Here is a 20,550-nt window from a genome sequence, read left to right as displayed (position 1 = left end):
CGCTCACTTGACGGAGACCTGCGAGATGTCGAGGACGCCGGTCCAGTCGCTGATGACGACGTTCTTGACGTCCTTGCCGACGAGGCGCTTGTAGACCGGGTGGAAGAGCGGCACGTCGAGGGCCTGCTCGCCGATCTTCTTGTCGAGGGCGCCCCAGCGCTTGCCCGCGGCGGCGAGGTCGGTGAGCTTGGCGATCTCGTCGATCTCGGTGTTCACGGCCGGGTCGTCGAGCTGTGCGTGGTTGTAGTTGGAGCCGTTCGTGACGATCTGCCGCCCGTCGAAGATCGGGGCGAGGAAGGGGGCGCCGGAAGGCCAGTCGGCGCCCCAGCGGGAGAGGAAGAAGCCGGGCGTGTTCTTGACGTCCCAACGCTTCTCGTTGAAGGCGTTGTTCTCCAGGCCCTCCAGCTTGACGGTGATGCCGGCGGCGGCGAGCGCCTGCTGGACGGCGGTGGCGACCTCGGGGCTGGTCTGCCGGTTCTGGGCGGTGGAGTGGGTCAGCGTGATGGTGAGGCCGTCGGGGTGGCCCGCTTCCTTGAGGAGCTCCTTGGCCTTCTCCGGGTTGCCGGTCTTCCCCGCCGGGAAGTGGTCGTAGGCGGTGAAGCCGAAGGCCTCGCGTTCGGGCAGGAAGGTGGTGGCGGGCTCGGCGAGGGCGGAGCCGCCGGCCGCGTTGATGACGCTCGTGCGGTTGATCGCGTAGGAGATGGCCTGGCGGACCTTCGGGTTGTCGAAGGGGGCGACCTTCGGGTTGAAGGCCAGGTAGTTGATGTAGCCGAAGTGGCCGGTGCCGACGCGGGACGCCAACTCGTTCTTGTCGGCGGAGTCGCCGATCTGCGCGAGTTCCGCCGGGCCCAGGTTGGTGTCCGTCGTGACGGCGGCCGCGTCGGGGCCGGAGCTGGTGGTCAGCCGCTGGTTGATGACCGCGGCGTCGAGCCCGGAGCGGACGTCGATCCTGTCCGGGTAGGCCTTGCGCTCCTCGTCGGTCTTCTCGTCCCAGTGCTCGTTGCGCTCCAGGGTGAGGTGTTCGCCGTCGCCGTCGTTCTTGACGACCTTGTACGGACCGGAGGAGACCGGGTGCTCCTCGTACTTGACGCCGGTGTCCTTGGCCTTGGGCACCGGCGCGAACTGCGTCTGGGTGGCGAGGAAGGGGAACTCGCCCTCGGGCTTGCGGAGTTTGAAGACGATGGTCCTCGCGTCCGGCACGACGATGGAGTCGAGGCCCTTGCCGCCGTCCTTGTAGGGGCCCTCGTAGCTTTCGCCGCCGACCAGCCAGTCCCTCAAGTAGGGTGCTCCGCCCGAGAGTTCGGCGGCGAAGGAGCGCTCGATGCCGTACTTGATGTCGGCGGTGGTGATCGGGGAGCCGTCCTCGTACTTCAGCCCCTCCTTGAGGGTGTACGTCCACTCGGTGGCGTCGGCGTTGGGCTTGCCGAGGTCGGTGGCGAGGTCGGGGACGACCTTCGCGCCGGCCGGGCCGTCCTCGCGGTTGCGGGTGGTCAGCGTGCGGAACACCAGCGAGGGAACGTTTCCGCCGCCCGAGGTGTAGAGCCGCGCGGGGTCGAAGTCGCTCTGCGGCTCGTTGTTGAGGACGGTCAGGGTGCCGCCCTTCTGCGGCGCGGCCCCGGCGGCACCCGGCTTGCCTCCGGCGGCGGCCTTGTCCGTGGCGTCCTCGGGCCCGCACGCCGCGGCTCCCCCGGCCAGTACGAGGCTGACGGCGACCGCGGCAACGCGGCGCGCTATGTGGGACTGACGGGCTGGACCGACGGAATGCATGGGAAAGGGGACCTCTCGGCATGAAGGGGGATGCGGAAAAGGCCACGCGAGGGGCAGCTGTCGCCGGTCGGCGAACGGAATGGACCGTCGGGAAGGAGCAGCCGCGCCCGCGGGCAGGAAATGCCCGGGCGCGGCGAGGCAGTCGGTGAGGAAGTCGCGCGCTCAGGCAGGCGTCAGCGACAGGAGATGTCGGCCACGCTGTGCGCGGCCACACCGAGGAGCGCCAGCTCGATGGCGGCGCTCGCGAAGAGGGTGTGGCGGTGCGACATGCGGAGAACAATTACCGATGAGCGGACACCTTGTCAACGAATCGACCGGCCCCGCCCCCGGATTTCCGATCAACTCCCGGGAAAGACCCAGGGATTGGGCTTGCATTGAATATTGTCGATGTCGAGGGATTTCGTCTGCTGCTGCATGATCGGCGCGAGCGAGCCCGGCGTCCGGCAACTCACGTGCCCGTGTCCCAGCCGGTGCCCGACCTCGTGGTTGATGAGCATCTGGCGGTAGGCCAGCATCTGGTCCGGGCCGAAGGTCGTGGAGCCCTGGGCCCAGCGGAACGCGTTGATCATCACGCGTTCGGTGGAGGCGGAGTCGCAGGAGACGTTGTCGACGGTGGTGTCCAGCGAGGACTTGGCGCACCATTCGCCGGTCGTCCCGGGGCTGGCCAGGGTGATCACGAACAGCACGTCGCCGGCCGGTACCCGCTCGAAGGTCATCTGCCCGCCGTGGGACCAGCTGCGCGGGTCGTTGAGGGTGCGCTGGACCGCGTCCGCGAAGAGCTGCTGGTCCATGCCGAGCCCCTGCTCGACGTCGACCCGGTAGCGCACCACCTTGCCCTTGCCGGGCGCCTTCTCCACGCCGGCCACGGTGTCGAAGGTGCCGGGGCCCTTCAGTCGGGGGTCGATCGGGAGCTGAAGCGCCATCCGCTGCTCGTACGTCAGCGGTTGCTCCGGCGCGGGTGCGGCCACGACCGGCGGGGCGTCGGGGGTGGGGCGGCCCTCGGACCGGTCCGTGCGGCCGCTCATGGCCCGTTCGGCGCCGTCGTCCCCCGCGGCGCGCGTCCCGCCGATGGAGTCGTCGTCGAGCGCCACCTGGCCCGCGACGACGACGGCCAGGACGGTGGTGACGGCAGCGGCGGCCATCCCGGTGTACGTGCGGAACTTCGCGCCGCGCCCGGAGCCGGTGCGCCCGCCGGTGGCGGCCGGCTCGGCCTCCCGCGGCCCGGGCACCAGGGGCGCCGCCGCGAACGGGTCGGGGGCGGGACGGCCCGTGACGAAGGGGTCGTCCGCGAACGGGTCGTCCACGAACGGATCGGTGACGAAGGAATCGGTGACGAAGGGATCGGTGACGAACGGACGGGGCGCGACCGACACGGGCGCTCCGGCGGAGCTCTGCCGCGGGGAGACGGACGCGGGGGTCCGGGGGGTGCCGCGCCGGTCGCCGTGGACGGCGGGCGGAGCGGGTTCCGCCGGCGGTTGCGCGCCCCAGGCCCCACCGGGTTCGTACTGCTCGGGCCGGCCGCCGGGTCGCGCGCCGGAACCGGCCGGCGGGACGTACCCCTGGTGGATGACGGTGGGCTCGGCCGCCCGGCGCGGGCCGCGGGGCTCCGCGTGGGGAGCGGGCGGCGCCGGGGGGAAGTCGGTGGCCGCGGACGCCCGGTGGGGCGCCGGTTCGTACAGGGCGCCGGAGAAGGATCCGTAGGGATCCTCGTACGGGTCCTCGTGGAGAAGGGGCTCCGGCCGCGGCGGGCCGTCCGCCGGAGCGGGGACGGCGGGAGCAGGGGCCTTGCGACTATGTCGTCCCATGGTCCTCAGCCCTTGCCGTCTTCGGTATCCCGCTCGGTGTCGTGCAACAGCTCCCGGAAGGCGGCGGCGACCACCTCCGGGTACTCCATCATCGCCACGTGCCCGGCCTCCGGCAGGCACAGCAGCCGCGAACCCCTGAAGGCCGCGGCGGCCTTGCGCGCCATACGGTACGAGACCAATTGGTCCCGGCCACCGTAGACCAACAGCGTCGGTGCGAGCACCCGTTGGGCCTGACGCCACAGTCCGTGCTGCCCGCCGAGGGTGTAGGCGTCGACGATCCCGCGTGACGAGCGGGCCAACGCGTCCCAGAAGTAGGGCAGGGCCATCCGCCGCTCCATCTCCTCGACGGCCCATCCGAACCCCTCGGGTGTCACCCGTGCGGGGTCCCCGTAACAGAGCGCCGTCACCCCCCGGGTGCGCTGTTCGGCGGTCAGCCCGCGGGTGAGCCGCGTGCACAGGGTGGCCATGCCGGGCAGCGCCAGCAGGGCGGTGGGGACGGCCGATCTCTGTACGCGCAGTTCCGGCAGCGCCGGCGACACCAGCGTCAGCGTGCGCACCAGGTCGGGGCGGACCGCCGCGATCCGGGTGGAGACGGCGCCGCCCAGGGAGTTCCCGAACAGGTGGACGGGCCCGCGCCCTGCGGCGTCGAGGTGGCGGATGACGGCGCGGGCGAGCGCGGTCACCGAGTAGTCCCGGTCGGCGGGCGGCGGGGACCAACCGAAGCCGGGCAGGTCGACGGCCTCGGCGTCCACGGCGTCGGCCAGCTGCTCCATGAGCGCCGACCAGTTCTGGGAGGAGCCGCCGAGTCCGTGCACGAAGAGCGCGGGCGGCAGACCCTCCCGCACGGGTGGCCGGAAACGTACGTTCAGCTCCAGGCCCGGCAGCGTGACGGTGCGCAGCCGCTCACCCTCGGCCACCCGTACCGCTCCCACCTGGGAGTTCGGCTCGACGGTGGACCGCACACCCGGCAGCTCGGTCGAAGACATGGGGCAATGTTACGAGAGGATCACGCCCACCCCTCGGACTTCCCTTGTGTTCGCGGTCACAGGACCACCTGGCGGCGGATCCCCGATCCTCCTAGGCTCATAGGTACGAGCGAAGGCGAGGGGAGCGCGATGACAGCCGACCCTGCGGAACCGGACACCTTCCGGGGGAGGATTCCGGAGATCACCGACCCCGAGGCGCCCGAGGCGGACGTCGCGGAGCAACGGGCCGAACTCCAACCGCAGGAGGACGACCCGCTGTCCGGCCTGGAGCCGGGCGAGGCACCCGAGGCGGACGCCGCGGAGCAGGCCCGCGTCGTCCCGCTCGACGAGGAGGACTACCGCTGAGGGGCACCGGCGGCCCGCTCACGGCCCGCGCCCGCCGCTGACCAGCGTGTCCGGCCGGTCCGTACCGCGAGAAAACTCGGCTTGAACCCACCAGATCGGGTTACCGAAAAGTACGATGGCGGCGCGGCGCAGAGCGCACTGTGTACTTAAAGAAAGTGGGAGGCGGCGTGACAGCCATCGAGCAGACCGAGGCAGCGCGTCCGCGGGGCACGCGACTGCCGCGTCGCGCCCGGCGCAACCAGCTCCTGGGCGCGGCCCAGGAGGTCTTCGTCGCACAGGGTTACCACGCCGCCGCGATGGACGACATCGCGGAGCGCGCCGGAGTCAGCAAGCCGGTGCTCTACCAGCACTTCCCCGGCAAGCTCGACCTCTACCTGGCGCTGCTGGACCAGCACTGCGAGGCGCTGCTGGTGGCGGTGCGCACGGCGCTGGAGTCGACCACCGACAACAAGCTGCGCGTGGCCGCCACGATGGACGCCTACTTCGCGTACGTCGAGGACGAGGGCGGCGCCTTCCGGCTGGTCTTCGAGTCGGACCTGACGAACGAGCCCGCGGTGCGCGAGCGCGTCGACCGGGTCTCGCTCCAGTGCGCCGAGGCGATCTCCGACGTGATCGCCGAGGACACGGGACTGTCGAAGGACGAGTCGATGCTGCTGGCCGTGGGCCTGGGCGGGGTCTCCCAGGTGGTGGCCCGCTACTGGCTGTCCAGCGCGAGCCCGGTCGCCCGGGACACCGCCGTGGACCTGCTGACGTCGCTCGCCTGGCGCGGCATCGCCGGTTTCCCGCTGCACGGCACGGACGCCTGACCGGCACCTGTTCGCTGCGAGCGTGTCCGCCGCGAGCCGATCGTGTCCCCTCTCCGGGCTAATGTGGACCGGGTACGGCGCGGCTGATCGCGCGAACCGGACCGTCGGAGGGACAAAGCCGTGGAGGTCAAGATCGGCGTGCAGCACGCACCCCGGGAGATCGTGCTGGAGAGCGACCTGAGCGCCGAGGAGCTGGAGAGCATCGTCTCCGCCGCGCTGTCGGGCTCGGCGCCGTTGCTCAGCCTCACCGACATCAAGGGCCGCAAGGTCCTGGTGCCGTCGGACCGCCTGTCGTACATCGACCTGGGTGAGCCGAGCGTGCGCAAGGTCGGCTTCGGAGCGCTCTGAAGCACCGAGAACTGAGAGGAACGGCCCGGCGGTTGACTCGCCGGGCCGTTTCCCTTTGTTCCGCTTCGGGTAGGACCGCAGTGACCGCCTGCCCCCGACCGAATGGGAGTGACCAGATGCTGCTGTTGGAGGCGCTCGGCTCCGGTCTGTTGGGTCTCGCCCTGGCCGGCGCGGCCGTGCGGGTTTTCGCCCGGCGGCTGCCGTCTCCCGGAATCGTGCTGGTCAGCGGTGCGGCGGGGGCGCTCTTCGGGGCCTACCTCACGCACACCGCGCTGGGCCCCGGGCACAACACCCTGGCGTACACGTTCCTCGGCGCCGCCCTGGTGTCGGCCGTCGTGCTGTCCCTCCTGCTGCGCCCTGCCTCGCACTCGGGGAGGCCGCCCCGCGGGGCTCCGTTTTCGCTCCCGTCGCGGGGCTGACCCCTCGGGGAGCGGGGCCGCGGAACCTCCGGAAGGGTCGCTGCGGGGGCCCTGAGGACCCGGAGCGGCGCGGCGACCCGTGAACACCGGTCCCGGAGCGGGGGACCCGGAGAAACGGAACGGGGGCCCTGCGGACAGGACCCCCGGATTTCGCCGCCGTGCGAGCGGTCAGGCCGCCAGGCCCAGTGCCGCCATCCGCTTGGTGTGCGCCTTCGTGATCCGGGTGAACATCTCGCCGACGGCCGCCAGGTCGAAGCCCGCCGCCATTCCGTCGACGCCGCCGACCAGCATCGTGGACAGCGCGTCGCGCTCGGCGACCACCCGCTGGGCCTGCGACAGCGCCTCGCCCATCAGGCGGCGCGCCCACAGCGCGAGCCGGCCGCCACAGCGCGGGTCGGCCTCGATCGCCGCGCGGACCTTCTCGACGGCGAAGCCGCCGTGGCCGGTGTCGTCGAGGACGCCGACGACGAGCGCACGGGTGTCGGTGTCCAGGTGGGTGGCGACCTCGCGGTAGAAGTCGCTGGCGATCGAGTCGCCGACGTAGGCCTTGACCAGGCCCTCCAGCCAGTCCGACGGGGCGGTCTGGCGGTGGAAGTCGTCGACGCCCTTCGCGAAGGGCTCCATCGCGGCCGTCGGCTCGACGTCGATGGCCGCCAGCCGTTCGCGCAGCCTCTCGAAGTGGTGGAACTCGGCCGACGCCATCTTCGCGAGTTCGGCCTTGTCATCGAGGGTGGGTGCGAGCTTCGCGTCCTCCGCGAGCCGCTCGAACGCCGCGAGCTCTCCGTACGCCAGCGCGCCGAGGAGGTCCACGACGGCGGCCCGGTACTGGGGCGACGCCGAGGCGGTCGCCCAGTCCTGGGCGGCGATTCCGTGCGCCTCGGCGGGGGCGCTGTCGTCGGCGGGAGATGCGTTTTCTACGGTCGACATGCTCCGCACAATAGCCGCCCGAAAGGCCGCACAAGTCACCACACCTGCACACTGTCAGTCCACGTAAACGCGCCTACCCGGTGAATTCACCCGACACAGCTGCGCGATTCCGGGGTACAGTGGTAATGCGCCTGCCGAATACTCGGCGGGCCATCCGAATGAGGATGCCCGGTCGGTGGCCCGATCGGCTCCAACCCGACCGCCCTCGGTGTGGTGCGTACGTCCATGCGTACAGCCTCCGCACGAGGGGCCCCCTCAGCGGCAGAAGCGCTTGAGCGAAGGCTAGTGGTCCCGCGCAGCTTCGTACGTAGCAGTACTGCAAGCACGGCACGGTACGACCCCCCTCGCCGCCTCGCGCCGCGTCTCACAGAAGAGGCAGCACCCTGACTACGTTCCGAGACCTCGGGATCTATCCCGAGACGGCCGAGGCCCTTGAGGCCGTCGGCATCGTGTCCCCCTTCCCGATCCAGGAGATGACCCTCCCCGTCGCCCTTTCCGGCACGGACGTCATCGGCCAGGCGAAGACCGGCACCGGCAAGACGCTGGGCTTCGGCCTCCCCCTGCTGGAGCGCGTCACCGTTCCCGCCGACGTCGAGGCCGGCCGCGCCCGCCCCGACCAGCTGACGGACGCCCCGCAGGCCCTCGTGGTGGTTCCCACCCGCGAGCTGTGCACCCAGGTCACCAACGACCTCCTCACCGCGGGCAAGGTCCGCAACGTCCGCGTCCTCGCCATATACGGCGGCCGCGCGTACGAGCCGCAGGTCGAGGCGCTCAAGAAGGGCGTCGACATCATCGTCGGCACCCCGGGCCGCCTGCTCGACCTGGCCGGCCAGAAGAAGCTCGACCTCTCGCACGTCCGCGCGCTCGTCCTGGACGAGGCCGACGAGATGCTGGACCTGGGCTTCCTGCCCGACGTCGAGCGCATCATGAGCTACCTGCCGCCGAAGCGACAGACGATGCTGTTCTCGGCGACCATGCCGGGCGCCGTCATCGGCCTGGCCCGTCGCTACATGACGCAGCCGACGCACATCCGCGCCGTCTCCGAGGACGGTGAGGGCGCGACCGTCGCCAACACCACGCAGCACGTCTTCCGTGCGCACAACATGGACAAGCCGGAGCTCGTCTCCCGCATCCTGCAGGCCGAGGGCCGTGGCCTCGCCATGATCTTCTGCCGCACCAAGCGCACGGCGGCCGACATCGCCGAGCAGCTGGAGAAGCGCGGCTTCGCCTCGGGCGCCGTCCACGGCGACCTCGGCCAGGGCGCCCGCGAGCAGGCGCTGCGCGCCTTCCGCAACGGCAAGGTCGACGTGCTGGTCTGCACCGACGTCGCCGCTCGTGGCATCGATGTCGAGGGCGTGACCCACGTCATCAACTACCAGACGCCGGAGGACGAGAAGACCTTCCTGCACCGTGTGGGCCGCACCGGCCGCGCGGGCAAGAAGGGCATCGCCGTCACCCTGGTCGACTGGGACGACATCCCGCGCTGGCAGCTGATCAACAAGGCGCTGGAGCTGGACTTCCACGACCCGGTCGAGACGTACTCCACGTCCCCGCACCTGTACGAGGAAATGAACATCCCGGCCGGCACCAAGGGCATCCTGCCCCGCGCCGAGCGCACCCGGGCCGGCCTGAAGGCCGAGAACCTCGAAGACCTCGGCGAGACCGGTGGGCGCGGTGGCCGTGGTGGTCGCGGCCCCGCCGCTGCCGCCGTGGTGACCGAGGAGCGTCCCGCGCGCACCCGTACGCCGCGTCAGCGCCGCCGCACCCGCGGTGGTTCGGACCTCGGCGCCGAGGCCGTGGACGCGCCGGTGACCCCGGCCCCCGACGCGGCCGTGGCCGCTCCGGGCGTCGAGGAGCCGCGCAGGCCGCGCCGCCGCCGGACCCGGGTGTCCGCCGGTGCCGCCGCCGCGGCGGTGGCCGAGGCCGCCGTCGTCGAGGCGCCGGTCGCCGAGGCGCCGGTCGCCGTCACCGAGGCCCCGGTCGCGACCGAGGCTCCGGCCGTCGCCGACGAGGCCCCGGTCAAGGCGCGCCGCACCCGGACCCGCAAGGCCGTGGCGCCCGCCGCCGAGGCCGTCACCGAGGCCGCCGTCATCCCGGCCCCGGCCGAGGAGGCCCCGGTTGCCCCGCGTCGGACCAGGGCCCGCAAGGCCGTGGCGCCCGCCGCCGAGGCCGTGCTCGTTCCGGCTCCGGCAGTGGTCGAGGAGGCTCCGGTCGCCCCGCGCCGTCCCCGCGTCCGCAAGGTCGTGGCGCCCGCCGTCGACGAGCCCGACTTCCAGATGGCCCCGATGGTGGAGCCGCCGGTCAAGACCCGCCGGACCCGGCCCCGCAAGGTGGTCGAGGCGGCTCCGGTCGTCGAGGTCGCCGCGCCGGCCGAGGAGGCTCCCGCGAAGCCGAAGCGCACGCGGACCCGCAAGGCGGCCCCGGCCGCCGAGGTCGCCGCCGCGGCGGCCACCGAGGAGGCTCCGGCCAAGCCGAAGCGCACCCGCGCCCGCAAGGTCGCGGAGACCGCCCCCGAGGCGTAGGGCCCACGCCCGCACGGCGGCCCCGGTCCCCTTTCGAAGGGGGCCGGGGCCGTTCTCGTACCCGGGGGCTACGGGCCGGTAGCCTCGGGCCATGAGCAAGCCGCCGCGCCTCACCCTGCCGTCCGTCGCCCGCGCGTACCGCCTCACCACCGCCCGCGGCGCCTTCGCCGCGCACGAGGCCGGGCAGCCCGTACGGGGCACCGCCCTGCTGGTTCCCGGGTACACGGGCAGCAAGGAGGACTTCGTCGGCCTGCTGGAGCCGTTGGCGGCGGCCGGGTACCGGGTCGTCGCCGTCGACGGGCGCGGCCAGTACGAGACGCCGGGGCCCCGCGACGAGGCGGCGTACGGGCTGGAGGAGCTGGCCCGCGACGTCCTGGCCCAGGCCGCCGCGCTGGGCGGCGGGCCGCTGCACCTGGTCGGCCATTCCCTGGGCGGCCTCATCGCCCGCGCGGCCGTCCTGCGCGACGCCGCTCCCTTCGCCTCGCTCACCCTGATGAGCAGCGGGCCGGGCGCGATCACCGAGGTCCAGCGGGCCCGTACCAAGCTGCTGGTCGCCGGTCTGGAGGCGTTGCGGGACGACATGCCGGCGCTGTGGGCGGCGATGCGGGCCCAGGACCCCGAGGACACCACCCCCGACGGCCCCGCGCTGACGGAGTTCCTGCGGGAGCGCTGGCTGGCGACCGTGCCCGAGCAGCTGATCACCACCGGCCGGGTGCTGATCGGCGAGCCGGACCGGGTGGCGGAGCTGGCGGAGGTCGCGCTGCCCAAGCTCGTTCTGTCCGGAAAGGTCGACTACGCCTGGCCCGTCCCGTTGATGGACGACATGGCCGTCCGCTTGAGCGCGGCGCGAGTGGTCGTCGAGGACGCGGAACACTCCCCCAACGCAGAGAACCCGCAGGTCACAGCGGGTGCGCTGGCCTCCTTCTGGGACACCGCCCTTCAGAGGTAGTTAGCGAGTGAAAAAATTTCCTTAGCGTAGGGAATGTTTGCCGCTTACACTTCGTTAACCCTGTGCAAGGAGAAACACCGACGAAGGGAGAAGCCCATGCGCTTCGAGATTCTGCGCCTGAACGACGTCGACGGATCCGCCGTGGACAGCACCGTCGTGGACGCGGCCTCCGTCAACCGGATCGTGCAGCAGGCGGCCTCAGTGGGCCAGCGCATTCTGATCCGACCGGCCGGACCGGCGTCCTCCTGAACTTCGCGCAACGCCCCCGCACCGAAATCCGGTGCGGGGGCGTTCGTGTGTCCGGGGCCTGGTGCGCCCCGGCCGGCGCGTCAGGCTCCGCGTACGACCTGGAGCACGCCGTTGATGATCTGCTGGACGGCGATGGCGGAGAGCATCATGCCCGCGAGCCGGGTCACGAGGACCACGCCGCCGTCCTTGATGACCCGGATGATCACCAGCGAGTAGCGCATGGTCAGCCACAGCACCACGTGCATGGCGATGATCGCGCACCACACCGATACCTGCCCGGTCACCCCGTCGGCCTTCTGCACGGCCAGGATGACGGACACGATCGCGCCGGGACCCGCCAGCAGCGGCATGCCCAGCGGGACGAGGGCGACGTTCACGTCCTTGGTCTGCTTGGGCTCGTCGGTCTTGCCGGTGAGCAGGTCGAGCGCGATCAGCAGGAGCAGCAGACCGCCCGCGATCATCAGCGCGGGGACGGAGACGTGCAGGTAGTCCAGGATCTGCTGACCGCAGAGCCCGAAGACGGCGATGACGCCGAAGGCGACGCAGACGGCCTGCCAGGCCATGCGGCGCTGCACCTTGGCGGGACGCCCGGAGGTCAGCGCGAGGAAGATCGGCGTGATTCCCGGGGGGTCCATAATCACGAAAAGCGTGAGAAAAAGGGATCCGAAGACGGCGAAGTCGAGCACAGTGATGCCTTGCAGGTGAGGGGTGTGAAGAAAAAGGGGGAGGAGAGCGCGCGGGGCGGCGCTTACGCGCGCGGGGCTCCGCCGGCGCCGGGCACGGGGAAGGCGCCGGTCGCCCGGCGCGTGATCTCGCCGTAGATCTCGGGGTCGGTCGTGTACTCGCCGAGACGGCAGGTCTTGCGGCTGCCGTGGTAGTCGCTGGACCCGGTCGTCAGCAGGCCCAGGTCGGCGGCCAGGGCGCGCAGCCGGGCACGGGTGTCGGCGTCGTGGTCCATGTGGTCCACCTCGATGCCGTCCAGGCCGGCGGCCGCCATGGCGGCCATCTGCTCCTCGGACACGCAGTGGCCGCGCTTGACGGCGGCGGGATGCGCGAGGACGGTGACCCCGCCGGCCGCCTTGACCAGGCGGATGGCGTCGAAGGGGTCGAACTCGTGCTTCTCCGCGTAGGCGCGGCCGCCGTTGGCGAGCCACTGCTCGGTGAACGCGTCGGAGACCGTGGGGACGACTCCCAGCTCGACCAGGGCGGTGGCGATGTGCGGGCGGCCGACCGAGCCGTCACCGGCGATGCGCGCCACCTGCTCCCAGGTGATGTCCACGCCGAGGTCCCGCAGCTTGCCGATCATGGCCTGGGCGCGCGGGGTGCGGTCGTCGCGGACGAGCTCCCGCTCCCGGAAGAGCTCGGGCTCCAGCGGGTCGAAGAGGTACGCCAGCATGTGCAGGCCGACCCCGTCGATGCGGCACGACAGCTCGGCCCCCGTGACGAGGGTCAGCCCGTCGGGGAGGGCGGCGGTCGCCTCCGCGTATCCGCCGACGGTGTCGTGGTCCGTCAGCGCGACCACGTCGAGACCCGCGGCGGCGGCGTTGCGCACCAGCTCGGCGGGGGTGTCCGTGCCGTCGGAGGCGGTGGAGTGGGCGTGCAGATCGATGCGCACAGCCGAACTCCAGGGCTCGCGGGGACGGGGGGACACTCCAGGATAACCGCGCCGACCCCGTGCCCTTTACCCTGCCGGCGGCCCACTGGCAAGCCCCTCCCGCGACCGATCGGGGGCACGGGGCGCGGCGGGTCAAGGGCTCAGGATGCGGCGGGTCAGGGGCTCAGGATGCGGGGGCTCAGGGCGCCGCAGGGCAGGAGCTCCACCTCGGAGCCCGCTTCGCGCAGGTCGGTGAGGACCAGTTCGTCGTACATGAGGAGGCCGGACTGTTCCGGCCAGACGATGGCCCACAGCCACAGCCCCCGCGCCTCGCCCGCGAAGACGGCGCGATCGTCGGGGACGCCCTTGAGGTGCCACAGCGGCGCCGGCCGCCCCGCCGCGACGACCTTCGCGTCCGGCGGGCCCGAAACGTCGATGTGCGGGCCGGGGTCCGGCCCGTCGATGCCCGCGAACCGCGCGCCGAGTCCGACGCCGAGTTCCTCCGCGACCAGCAGCAGCTCCCCGAGGCCGCCCAGCGGCCCGGGGCCCGAGCAGGCGACGGCGGTGGCGCGGCCGCCGCTGCGGTCGTCCCCCGCGGTGGCGACCCCGGTGAAGAGCCACCCCACCGGGAGGGGCCACGGCATCCACACCGGCACCCGCGCCCGGTGGACGACCACGCCGAGCCCCTCGACACTGGGCGGGATGACGGGCTGCAACGGGTGGACGGCGCCGTGCGCGGCGCACTGCCAGGAGTCGGCGAAAAGACCGGGCGCGCGCACCCGGCCACCGCACTTCGGGCAACTCGGTTCGCCCCTCATAAGAAGCACGCTCCTCCCCGCCCGGCGCCCCGTCAAGGCACGGTCACCCGTCCGGATGTCATCCGTACCCGCGGGCGCGGCGCTCAGTCCAGTGCGACGGCCGTACGCAGAGGGTCCCGCAGATCGGTGCCGCGCGCGAGCCAGCGTTCCTGGAGGGCGGCGGCGCCGTGGACGCGCTTCCAGGCGGCCTCGTTCGCGGTCATCGGGAGGAGGGGGAGGAAGCGGACCGGGTCCATGGGCTCGTCCAGGTCGAGGTCCTCGACCAGGCCGCCGGACTCGGCGACGAGGACGGAGGTGAACGGGGCCCCGTCCCAGAGGGGTTCGCCGACGTCGAGGGAGGCCCCGGGGGCGACGATGAGCCCCTCGACCATCGGGGAGGCCGCCAGCACGGCGAGCGGGCGCAGCAGTTTGTCGGTCGGGGCGAGCCCGGCCCGTACGGTCAGGACCAGCTCGGCGCGCGGGCCGCGCACGGGGTCGGCGACCATGTCGGTCGGGTCGGTCATGGGGTGTGCGGACATGCCGAGGGTCGCGTACCGCAGGAGGTCCCCCTCGGCGAAGCGGAGGACCTCGATGCGGTCGGTGCCCAGGAAGGTGACGGCGGCGCGGGCGTCGGGCTCGCCGAACGTGCTGCGGAGCCGGGCTTCGACGAGGGCCGGAATTTCTGCCATGGAACGAGCATAGAACTCGTATCGCGGGGGTAAAGCGCGGGTCCTGACCATCCGTCGGCTGTTAGTGTGGACAGCTGGTCGGGGCCGCGTGCAGCAGGGCCCCGTCCGAAGGCGGTGGAGGACGTCCCCCACGGGGGACCGGCCGGAGGAGGTGGGGCTGCAATGGATCGAAGTCGATCGTGCAGTACCAATCGCTCTTCCACTTCTGCGGCGGGCGCTTCCCGCCCTCTGTGATCTTCTGATCAGTAGAAGAGCGACGGCAGAACTTTGTCCTCCCGTCCTGCTTCCTTCCGTTCGCCCCGGGCCCGCCCGCCCGCGCGCCGGAAGGTCTCCCACCCGTACGGTCCGCAGCCGTGCGCGCGAAGGAGCCTGCCATGTCGATGCTGCCCTACCTCCGTGCCGCCGTCCGCCCGGCCCTGCGCAGGTCCACCCCCGCGCAGCCCGGTTACGACACCACCCGCGACCCCTCCGCCAGTAGCGCGGTCGTCGACTGCGCGGTGTACCGCGACGGGCGCCGCGATCCGCGGGATCCGGGCTCCGGCCGTCTGACGCCGCGTGAGGCGATCCGTCGGGTCCGTGAGGACGGCGGTTTCGCCTGGATCGGCCTGCACGAGCCGACCGAGGCCGAGTTCGCGGGGATCGCCGCCACGTTCGGCCTGCACCCGCTGGCCGTCGAGGACGCGGTGCACGCGCACCAGCGGCCGAAGCTGGAGCGCTACGACGACACCCTCTTCACCGTCTTCAAGACGATCCACTACGTCGACCACGCCGAACTGACGGCGACCAGCGAGGTCGTGGAGACCGGCGAGGTGATGTGCTTCACCGGCCCGGACTTCGTCATCACCGTCCGGCACGGCGGCCAGGGCTCCCTGAAGGGCCTGCGCCACCGCCTCCAGGACGACCCGGACCTGCTCTCGCGCGGCCCCTCGGCGGTACTGCACTCGATCGCCGACCACGTCGTCGACGGGTACATCGCGGTCGCGGCGGCCGTGCAGGACGACATCGACGTGGTGGAGAGCGAGGTCTTCGCCGCTCCCGCCAAGGGCGTCGCGCGCGGCGGCGACGCCGGCCGGATCTACCAGCTCAAGCGGGAGGTGCTGGAGTTCAAGCGGGCGGTGGCGCCGCTGCTGCGGCCGATGGAGCTGCTGAGCGAGCGGCCGATGCGGCTCGTGGACCCGGCCGTCCAGAAGTACTTCCGCGACGTGGCCGACCACCTGGCGCGGGTGCACGAGCAGGTCGTCGGCTTCGACGAGCTGCTGAACTCGATCCTCCAGGCCAACCTCGCGCAGGCGACGGTCGCCCAGAACGAGGACATGCGCAAGATCACCTCGTGGGCGGCGATCATCGCGGTGCCGACGATGATCTGCGGGGTGTACGGGATGAACTTCGACCACATGCCCGAGCTCCAGTGGGAGTACGGCTATCCGATGGTGATGGCCACGATCGTCGGGGTCTGCTTCACGATCCACCGCGCGTTGCGCCGCAACGGCTGGCTGTAGCGCGCCGCAGGCGAAGGCCTACCCTGTGCGCATGACTCTCAGCGCGCTCGACCTCGCCCTCGTCGAGGAGGCCTCCAAGAAGTCCGGCCTGATCTGGGTCCGCGGCGAAGGCGCCGACCGGGCCCTGTGGCACGCCTGGGTGAACGGCGCGGCGCACGTCCTCGGGGACGGGCCCGGCGAGCAGCCGTTCCCGGGTCTGGCCGACGGGTCCACCGCCGAGGTGACCGTGCGCAGCAAGGACAAGGGCGGACGCCTCGTCGCCTGGACCGCGGCCGTGCGGGAGCTGGAGCCGCGCGGCGAGGCGTGGGAGGCCGCGGTGGCCGAGCTCAAGGGCAAGCGGCTGAACGCGCCCGACTCCGAACTGATGACGGACCGCTGGGCGCGCGAGTGCCGGCTGCTGCGCCTGGAGCCGGTGGCGGTGTCCGGACGGCTGCCGGACGGTTCGCTGGCGGCGGTTCCGCTGCCGACCCAGGCGACGACCCGCCGGGCGATTCCCGCGGGGCTGCCGAAGCTGCTGCTGAAGCGGAAGCGCAAGAGCGGACGCTGAGGAGGAGCGGACGCCGAGGAGGAGCCGGCGCCGCGACGCGCTCAGCCCCCGTTGCCCTCGCCGGAACCCGTACCGGAGCCCGAACCCGAGCCGGTGCCCGCTCCCGCCGTGTTGGTGGGGGCCGGTGAGGCGCCGCCGCCCTGGCCGTCCTTGGTCGTGGGCAGTTCGACGGTCTGGTCCTCCTGGGGCGGGTCCAGCGGGAAGGCCTTGCCCCATTCGGCGAGCTCCACCCGGCCCGCGCCGCCCGCGCGTTCCATCAGCAGCGGGTAGGGGGTGCCGGTCAGGGAGACGGAGAGCCGGCCGCCCTTGCCGCCCTCCGCCAGGACGGGCACCACGCGGGTCGGTCCGACCGTGCTGTACGGGCCCTTGGTGAGCTTGCCGTCGAGGCCGAGCAGGCCGTCGAGCAGGACGTCCATGTCGGTGAAGCCGCGGAACTGCTTGTAGGAGGGGTCGTTCTCGGGGACCTTCACGTACTTGTCGCCCAGCTTGCCCGCCGAGTCGGACTTCCCCCAGAAGGCGGCGCTCGCCTTCAGGTAGAGCTGCTCGCCGACGCGCAGCAGCTGGAAGGTGTCCTCCTGCGACTTCACCTCGCCGGTGCCGCCCTCCGACTTCAGTCGCATGTCGAGCGTGAAGGTCTTGCCGCCGGTGACCAGCGTCCCGGACAGGTGCACCGATTCGGCGGCCGTGGCGGCGGCCTTCGCCTGGGCCTCGATCTTCTCGGCGGGGAGCTTGCCGATCCCGTTCGTGCCCTTGTCGGGGTCCTTCTTCTCGCCGCAGCCCGCACCGGTGACGGCGAGGCCCGCGCACAGGACGCCGATGACGGCGGCCCTGCGCAGCCGTGCGGCGGAGGGGTAGGCGGTCACGGGCGGGTGCCTCTCGTCGTGCGGCTGCGGGCAGCAGGCAGCGTACCCGCCCCGGGCGCGGCCGCTTCCGGACCCCCGGGCGGACGGCCCCACCAGGACGGTTGCGCGCGGCACGGGCTAGCCTGAGGCACGGCAGGACTGTCGATTGACGCTCTAGGAGGCGCTCGGATGGCTGCAGGCGCCCCGCGGATCTTCGTCTCGCATCTGTCGGGTGTGCCCGTCTTCGATCCCAACGGCGATCAGGTGGGCCGGGTCCGGGACCTGGTCGCGATGCTGCGCGTGGGTGGACGACCGCCCCGGCTGCTCGGGCTGGTCGTCGAGGTCGTCAGCCGCCGTCGGATCTTCCTGCCGATGACCCGGGTGACGGGCGTGGAGTCCGGCCAGGTCATCACCACCGGCGTCGTCAACATGCGGCGCTTCGAGCAGCGCCCGACCGAACGGCTGATCCTCGGCGAGCTGCTGGACCGGCGGGTGACGCTGGGGGCGACCGGCGAGGAGGTCACCGTCCTCGACGTGGCCATCCAGCAGCTCCCGGCCCGCCGGGACTGGGAGATCGACCGGATCTTCGTCCGCAAGGGGAAGGCGGGCGCGCTGCGCCGCCGCGGCGAGACGCTGACGGTGGAGTGGTCCGCGGTCACCGGCTTCTCGCTGGAGGAGGACGGACAGGGCGCCGAGAGCCTGGTCGCGACCTTCGAACAGATGCGCCCGGCGGACCTGGCGAACGTCCTGCACCACCTGACCCCGAAGCGGCGCGCCGAGGTGGCCAACGCCCTCGACGACGACCGGCTCGCGGACGTCCTGGAGGAGCTCCCCGAGGACGACCAGGTGGAGATCCTCGGCAAGCTGAAGGAGGAGCGCGCGGCGGACGTCCTGGAGGCGATGGACCCCGACGACGCGGCCGACCTGCTGTCCGAGCTGCCGGAGGACGACAAGGAGCGGCTGCTGACGCTGATGCAGCCGGACGACGCCGCGGACGTGCGGCGCCTGATGTCGTACGAGGAGCGGACGGCGGGCGGCCTGATGACGACCGAGCCCATCGTGCTGCGGCCCGACGCGACCGTCGCGGACGCGCTGGCCCGCGTACGGCAGTCGGACCTGTCGCCGGCGCTGGCGGCGCAGGTGTACGTGTGCCGCCCGCCGGACGAGACGCCGACGGGCAAGTACCTGGGGACGGTGCACTTCCAGCGGCTGCTGCGGGACCCGCCGTTCACCCTCGTCAGTTCGATCGTGGACACCGACCTGCCGCCACTGCGGCCGGACGCGTCGCTGCCGGTGGTGACGAGCTATCTGGCCGCCTACAACATGGTCGCCGTGCCGGTCGTCGACGAGAGCGGCTCGCTGCTCGGCGCGGTCACCGTCGACGACGTACTGGACCACCTGCTGCCCGAAGACTGGCGCGAGACGGACTTCCATTCCGAGGAGGCCGTCCGTGGCCACTGAGCGGGGGCGCGGCGAAGCCGCGCGCGAACGGCGCCGGGAGCGGCGCGAACACGCCCGGGACGGGTTGTCCGACCGGCTGGAGGAGGCGGCGGAGCGGCTGCGGCACGAGCGGCCGGAACGTTCCACCGAGCGGGCGAAGGGCACCGCGCCGTCCGGGTCGAGCGCGCTGTCGCGCTCACGCGTCCGGCTGGACCTGCCGCGCCCGGCGCGCCGCCGGCTGCTGCCGGAGTACGACCCGGAGGCGTTCGGGCGGCTGTCGGAGAAGGTGGCGCGGTTCCTCGGCACGGGCCGGTTCATCGTCTGGATGACCCTGGTCATCATCGTCTGGGTGCTGTGGAACATCTTCGCGCCGGACGACCTGCGGTTCGACCAGTACCCCTTCATCTTCCTGACGCTGATGCTGTCCCTGCAGGCCTCGTACGCCGCGCCGCTGATCCTGCTCGCGCAGAACCGGCAGGACGACCGGGACCGGGTCAACCTGGAGCAGGACCGCAAGCAGAACGAGCGGTCCATCGCGGACACCGAGTACCTGACGCGCGAGATCGCGGCGCTGCGGATGGGCCTGGGCGAGGTCGCCACGCGCGACTGGATCAGGTCCGAGTTCCAGGACCTGATCAAGGAGATGGACGAGCGGCGGCTATTCCCGCCGGAACGTGATGAAGGCGACCGCTGAGGAGCTTTCCTGAGCCGTGCTACCGAGCCGTACCATCGGGGCATGGCTACCGACACAAGCTCCGCCGCCGTGCCTGAGCAGGACGCGATCCTGGACGCTCTGGCGACGGTGAACGACCCCGAGATCCACCGGCCGATCACCGAACTCGGCATGGTCAAATCGGTGGAGATCGGCGAGGGCGGCGCGGTGGCCGTCACGGTCTACCTCACGGTGTCGGGCTGTCCGATGCGCGAGACCATCACCAAGAACGTCACCGAGGCCGTGGAACGGGTCGCGGGCGTCACCTCCGTGGCGGTGACCCTCGACGTGATGAGCGACGAGCAGCGCAAGGACCTCGCGGCCACCCTGCGCGGCGGCACCGCCGAGCGCGAGGTGCCGTTCGCCAAGCCCGGCTCGCTGACCCGCGTGTACGCGGTCGCGTCGGGCAAGGGCGGTGTCGGCAAGTCCTCGGTGACGGTCAACCTGGCCGCCGCGATGGCGGCGGACGGCCTGAAGGTCGGCGTCGTCGACGCGGACATCTACGGCCACAGCGTGCCGCGCATGCTCGGTGTCGAGGGCCGCCCGACCCAGGTCGAGAACATGATCATGCCGCCGTCCTCGCACGGCGTGAAGGTCATCTCCATCGGCATGTTCACCCCGGGCAACGCGCCGGTCGTGTGGCGCGGCCCGATGCTGCACCGCGCGCTCCAGCAGTTCCTCGCGGACGTCTACTGGGGCGACCTGGACGTGCTGCTGCTCGACCTGCCGCCGGGTACGGGCGACATCGCGATCTCCGTGGCGCAGCTGGTGCCGAACGCCGAGATCCTCGTCGTGACCACCCCGCAGCAGGCGGCGGCCGAGGTCGCCGAGCGGGCCGGCTCCATCGCGGTGCAGACCCACCAGAAGATCGTCGGCGTGGTCGAGAACATGTCGGGCCTGCCGTGCCCGCACTGCGACGAGATGGTCGACGTCTTCGGCTCGGGCGGTGGCCAGAAGGTCGCCGACGGCCTGACGAAGACGGTCGGCGCCTCGGTACCGGTCCTCGGCACGATCCCGATCGACGTGCGGCTGCGCGAGGGCGGCGACGACGGCACCCCCGTCGTGCTGTCCGACCCGGACTCCCCGGCCGGCGCGGCCCTGCGCGCGATCGCGGGCAAGCTGGGGGGCCGCGCCCGCGGCCTGTCGGGCATGTCGCTGGGCATCACCCCGCGCAACAAGTTCTGAGACCACGTGGAGGAGGGGGGGGCCCCCGCCCGGGGGGGGGCCCCCGCAGCACCCGGGCGGGCCCGCGCGGGGCGCGTCGCGATGAGGGGCGGGGGCGCGGATGGGGGGAGGGGCGGACGCGG

At 72.2% G+C, this 20,550-nt stretch carries 22 protein-coding genes; 12 read left to right on the top strand and 10 right to left on the bottom strand.

Translation table 11 applies throughout. The features are described 5' to 3' along the window. Positions 1-3: 3 nt before the first annotated feature. The 4 genes from ACFVS6_RS28065 to ACFVS6_RS28050 all read right to left on the bottom strand — a co-directional run bounded on the left by ACFVS6_RS28065 (position 4) and on the right by ACFVS6_RS28050 (position 4,558). Entirely contained in the window at positions 4-1,767 is a 1,764-nt protein-coding gene (locus tag ACFVS6_RS28065; protein ID WP_389708048.1) for an ABC transporter substrate-binding protein, read from the bottom strand. A gap of 173 nt (positions 1,768-1,940) precedes the next feature. Then, complete coding sequence (locus tag ACFVS6_RS28060) at positions 1,941-2,036, bottom strand: Ms4533A family Cys-rich leader peptide (protein ID WP_319189154.1); 96 nt, start codon at positions 2,034-2,036, stop codon at positions 1,941-1,943. A 69-nt stretch (positions 2,037-2,105) separates the two neighbouring features. After that, a complete protein-coding gene (locus tag ACFVS6_RS28055) occupies positions 2,106-3,572 on the bottom strand; it encodes a DUF3152 domain-containing protein (protein ID WP_389708046.1) in 1,467 nt (488 codons plus the stop codon). A gap of 5 nt (positions 3,573-3,577) precedes the next feature. Further along, on the bottom strand, positions 3,578-4,558 hold the full coding sequence (locus tag ACFVS6_RS28050; protein ID WP_389708044.1) for an alpha/beta fold hydrolase: 981 nt from the start codon (positions 4,556-4,558) through the stop codon (positions 3,578-3,580). Between the two features lie 129 nt (positions 4,559-4,687). On the opposite strand from ACFVS6_RS28050, the gene ACFVS6_RS28045 reads away from it, so the two are divergent. The 4 genes from ACFVS6_RS28045 (at position 4,688) to ACFVS6_RS28030 (ending at position 6,476) form a co-directional block, all read left to right on the top strand. Beyond that, positions 4,688-4,903, top strand: coding sequence for a hypothetical protein (locus ACFVS6_RS28045; RefSeq protein WP_389708042.1), 216 nt, complete (start codon positions 4,688-4,690; stop codon positions 4,901-4,903). 167 nt (positions 4,904-5,070) lie between these two features. Beyond that, positions 5,071-5,709, top strand: a complete 639-nt coding sequence (locus tag ACFVS6_RS28040) for a TetR/AcrR family transcriptional regulator (protein WP_388888944.1) — start codon at positions 5,071-5,073, stop codon at positions 5,707-5,709. A gap of 120 nt (positions 5,710-5,829) precedes the next feature. Then, positions 5,830-6,057 (top strand): DUF3107 domain-containing protein, encoded by a 228-nt coding sequence (locus ACFVS6_RS28035; RefSeq protein ID WP_389708040.1) that lies wholly within the window; start codon positions 5,830-5,832, stop codon positions 6,055-6,057. 116 nt (positions 6,058-6,173) lie between these two features. Continuing rightward, positions 6,174-6,476, top strand: coding sequence for a hypothetical protein (locus ACFVS6_RS28030; RefSeq protein ID WP_389708038.1), 303 nt, complete (start codon positions 6,174-6,176; stop codon positions 6,474-6,476). A gap of 168 nt (positions 6,477-6,644) precedes the next feature. Here ACFVS6_RS28030 and ACFVS6_RS28025 read toward each other — a convergent pair whose 3' ends face one another. Continuing rightward, a complete protein-coding gene (locus tag ACFVS6_RS28025) occupies positions 6,645-7,403 on the bottom strand; it encodes a ferritin-like fold-containing protein (RefSeq protein ID WP_281209306.1) in 759 nt (252 codons plus the stop codon). Positions 7,404-7,852: 449 nt separating this feature from the next. Between ACFVS6_RS28025 and ACFVS6_RS28020 the strand changes: the two genes are divergently transcribed. From ACFVS6_RS28020 to ACFVS6_RS28010, 3 genes are all read left to right on the top strand, one after another. Then, positions 7,853-9,925: a DEAD/DEAH box helicase gene (locus ACFVS6_RS28020; RefSeq protein ID WP_389708036.1), complete on the top strand. Its 2,073-nt coding sequence runs from the start codon at positions 7,853-7,855 to the stop codon at positions 9,923-9,925. 91 nt (positions 9,926-10,016) lie between these two features. Continuing rightward, complete coding sequence (locus ACFVS6_RS28015) at positions 10,017-10,874, top strand: alpha/beta fold hydrolase (RefSeq protein ID WP_389708034.1); 858 nt, start codon at positions 10,017-10,019, stop codon at positions 10,872-10,874. A gap of 96 nt (positions 10,875-10,970) precedes the next feature. After that, positions 10,971-11,123 (top strand): hypothetical protein, encoded by a 153-nt coding sequence (locus tag ACFVS6_RS28010; RefSeq protein ID WP_281209308.1) that lies wholly within the window; start codon positions 10,971-10,973, stop codon positions 11,121-11,123. An 80-nt stretch (positions 11,124-11,203) separates the two neighbouring features. Here the strand turns inward: ACFVS6_RS28010 and ACFVS6_RS28005 are convergent, their stop codons facing one another. The 4 genes from ACFVS6_RS28005 to ACFVS6_RS27990 all read right to left on the bottom strand — a co-directional run bounded on the left by ACFVS6_RS28005 (position 11,204) and on the right by ACFVS6_RS27990 (position 14,203). Then, positions 11,204-11,809, bottom strand: coding sequence for a MarC family protein (locus ACFVS6_RS28005; protein WP_388888927.1), 606 nt, complete (start codon positions 11,807-11,809; stop codon positions 11,204-11,206). 62 nt (positions 11,810-11,871) lie between these two features. Beyond that, on the bottom strand, positions 11,872-12,738 hold the full coding sequence (locus ACFVS6_RS28000; protein ID WP_389708032.1) for a PHP domain-containing protein: 867 nt from the start codon (positions 12,736-12,738) through the stop codon (positions 11,872-11,874). 155 nt (positions 12,739-12,893) lie between these two features. Beyond that, positions 12,894-13,535 carry a DUF6758 family protein gene (locus ACFVS6_RS27995; RefSeq protein ID WP_389708030.1) on the bottom strand — a complete coding sequence of 214 codons (642 nt, stop codon included), beginning with the start codon at positions 13,533-13,535 and terminating at the stop codon, positions 12,894-12,896. Between the two features lie 83 nt (positions 13,536-13,618). Further along, positions 13,619-14,203, bottom strand: a complete 585-nt coding sequence (locus tag ACFVS6_RS27990; protein WP_389708028.1) for a suppressor of fused domain protein — start codon at positions 14,201-14,203, stop codon at positions 13,619-13,621. A 374-nt stretch (positions 14,204-14,577) separates the two neighbouring features. Here ACFVS6_RS27990 and ACFVS6_RS27985 point away from each other — a divergent pair, with 374 nt between their 5' ends. Further along, a complete protein-coding gene (locus ACFVS6_RS27985) occupies positions 14,578-15,702 on the top strand; it encodes a magnesium and cobalt transport protein CorA (RefSeq protein ID WP_389708026.1) in 1,125 nt (374 codons plus the stop codon). A gap of 31 nt (positions 15,703-15,733) precedes the next feature. Further along, positions 15,734-16,249: a hypothetical protein gene (locus ACFVS6_RS27980; protein WP_389708025.1), complete on the top strand. Its 516-nt coding sequence runs from the start codon at positions 15,734-15,736 to the stop codon at positions 16,247-16,249. A 41-nt stretch (positions 16,250-16,290) separates the two neighbouring features. Here the strand turns inward: ACFVS6_RS27980 and ACFVS6_RS27975 are convergent, their stop codons facing one another. Then, positions 16,291-17,112: a hypothetical protein gene (locus ACFVS6_RS27975; RefSeq protein ID WP_389708023.1), complete on the bottom strand. Its 822-nt coding sequence runs from the start codon at positions 17,110-17,112 to the stop codon at positions 16,291-16,293. Positions 17,113-17,280: 168 nt separating this feature from the next. On the opposite strand from ACFVS6_RS27975, the gene ACFVS6_RS27970 reads away from it, so the two are divergent. From ACFVS6_RS27970 to ACFVS6_RS27960, 3 genes are all read left to right on the top strand, one after another. Further along, positions 17,281-18,552, top strand: a complete 1,272-nt coding sequence (locus ACFVS6_RS27970; protein ID WP_389708021.1) for a magnesium transporter MgtE N-terminal domain-containing protein — start codon at positions 17,281-17,283, stop codon at positions 18,550-18,552. 166 nt (positions 18,553-18,718) lie between these two features. Beyond that, entirely contained in the window at positions 18,719-19,225 is a 507-nt protein-coding gene (locus tag ACFVS6_RS27965; RefSeq protein ID WP_389708116.1) for a DUF1003 domain-containing protein, read from the top strand. A gap of 42 nt (positions 19,226-19,267) precedes the next feature. Continuing rightward, entirely contained in the window at positions 19,268-20,428 is a 1,161-nt protein-coding gene (locus ACFVS6_RS27960; protein ID WP_388888905.1) for an Mrp/NBP35 family ATP-binding protein, read from the top strand. Positions 20,429-20,550: the final 122 nt, after the last annotated feature.

Origin of the sequence: Streptomyces sp. NPDC057939 (genome assembly GCF_042887545.1) — a bacterium.
Lineage (GTDB): Bacteria > Actinomycetota > Actinomycetes > Streptomycetales > Streptomycetaceae > Streptomyces.
Note: the sequence above shows the minus strand (reverse complement) of the source record. Positions and strands in the feature narration are given on the sequence as shown.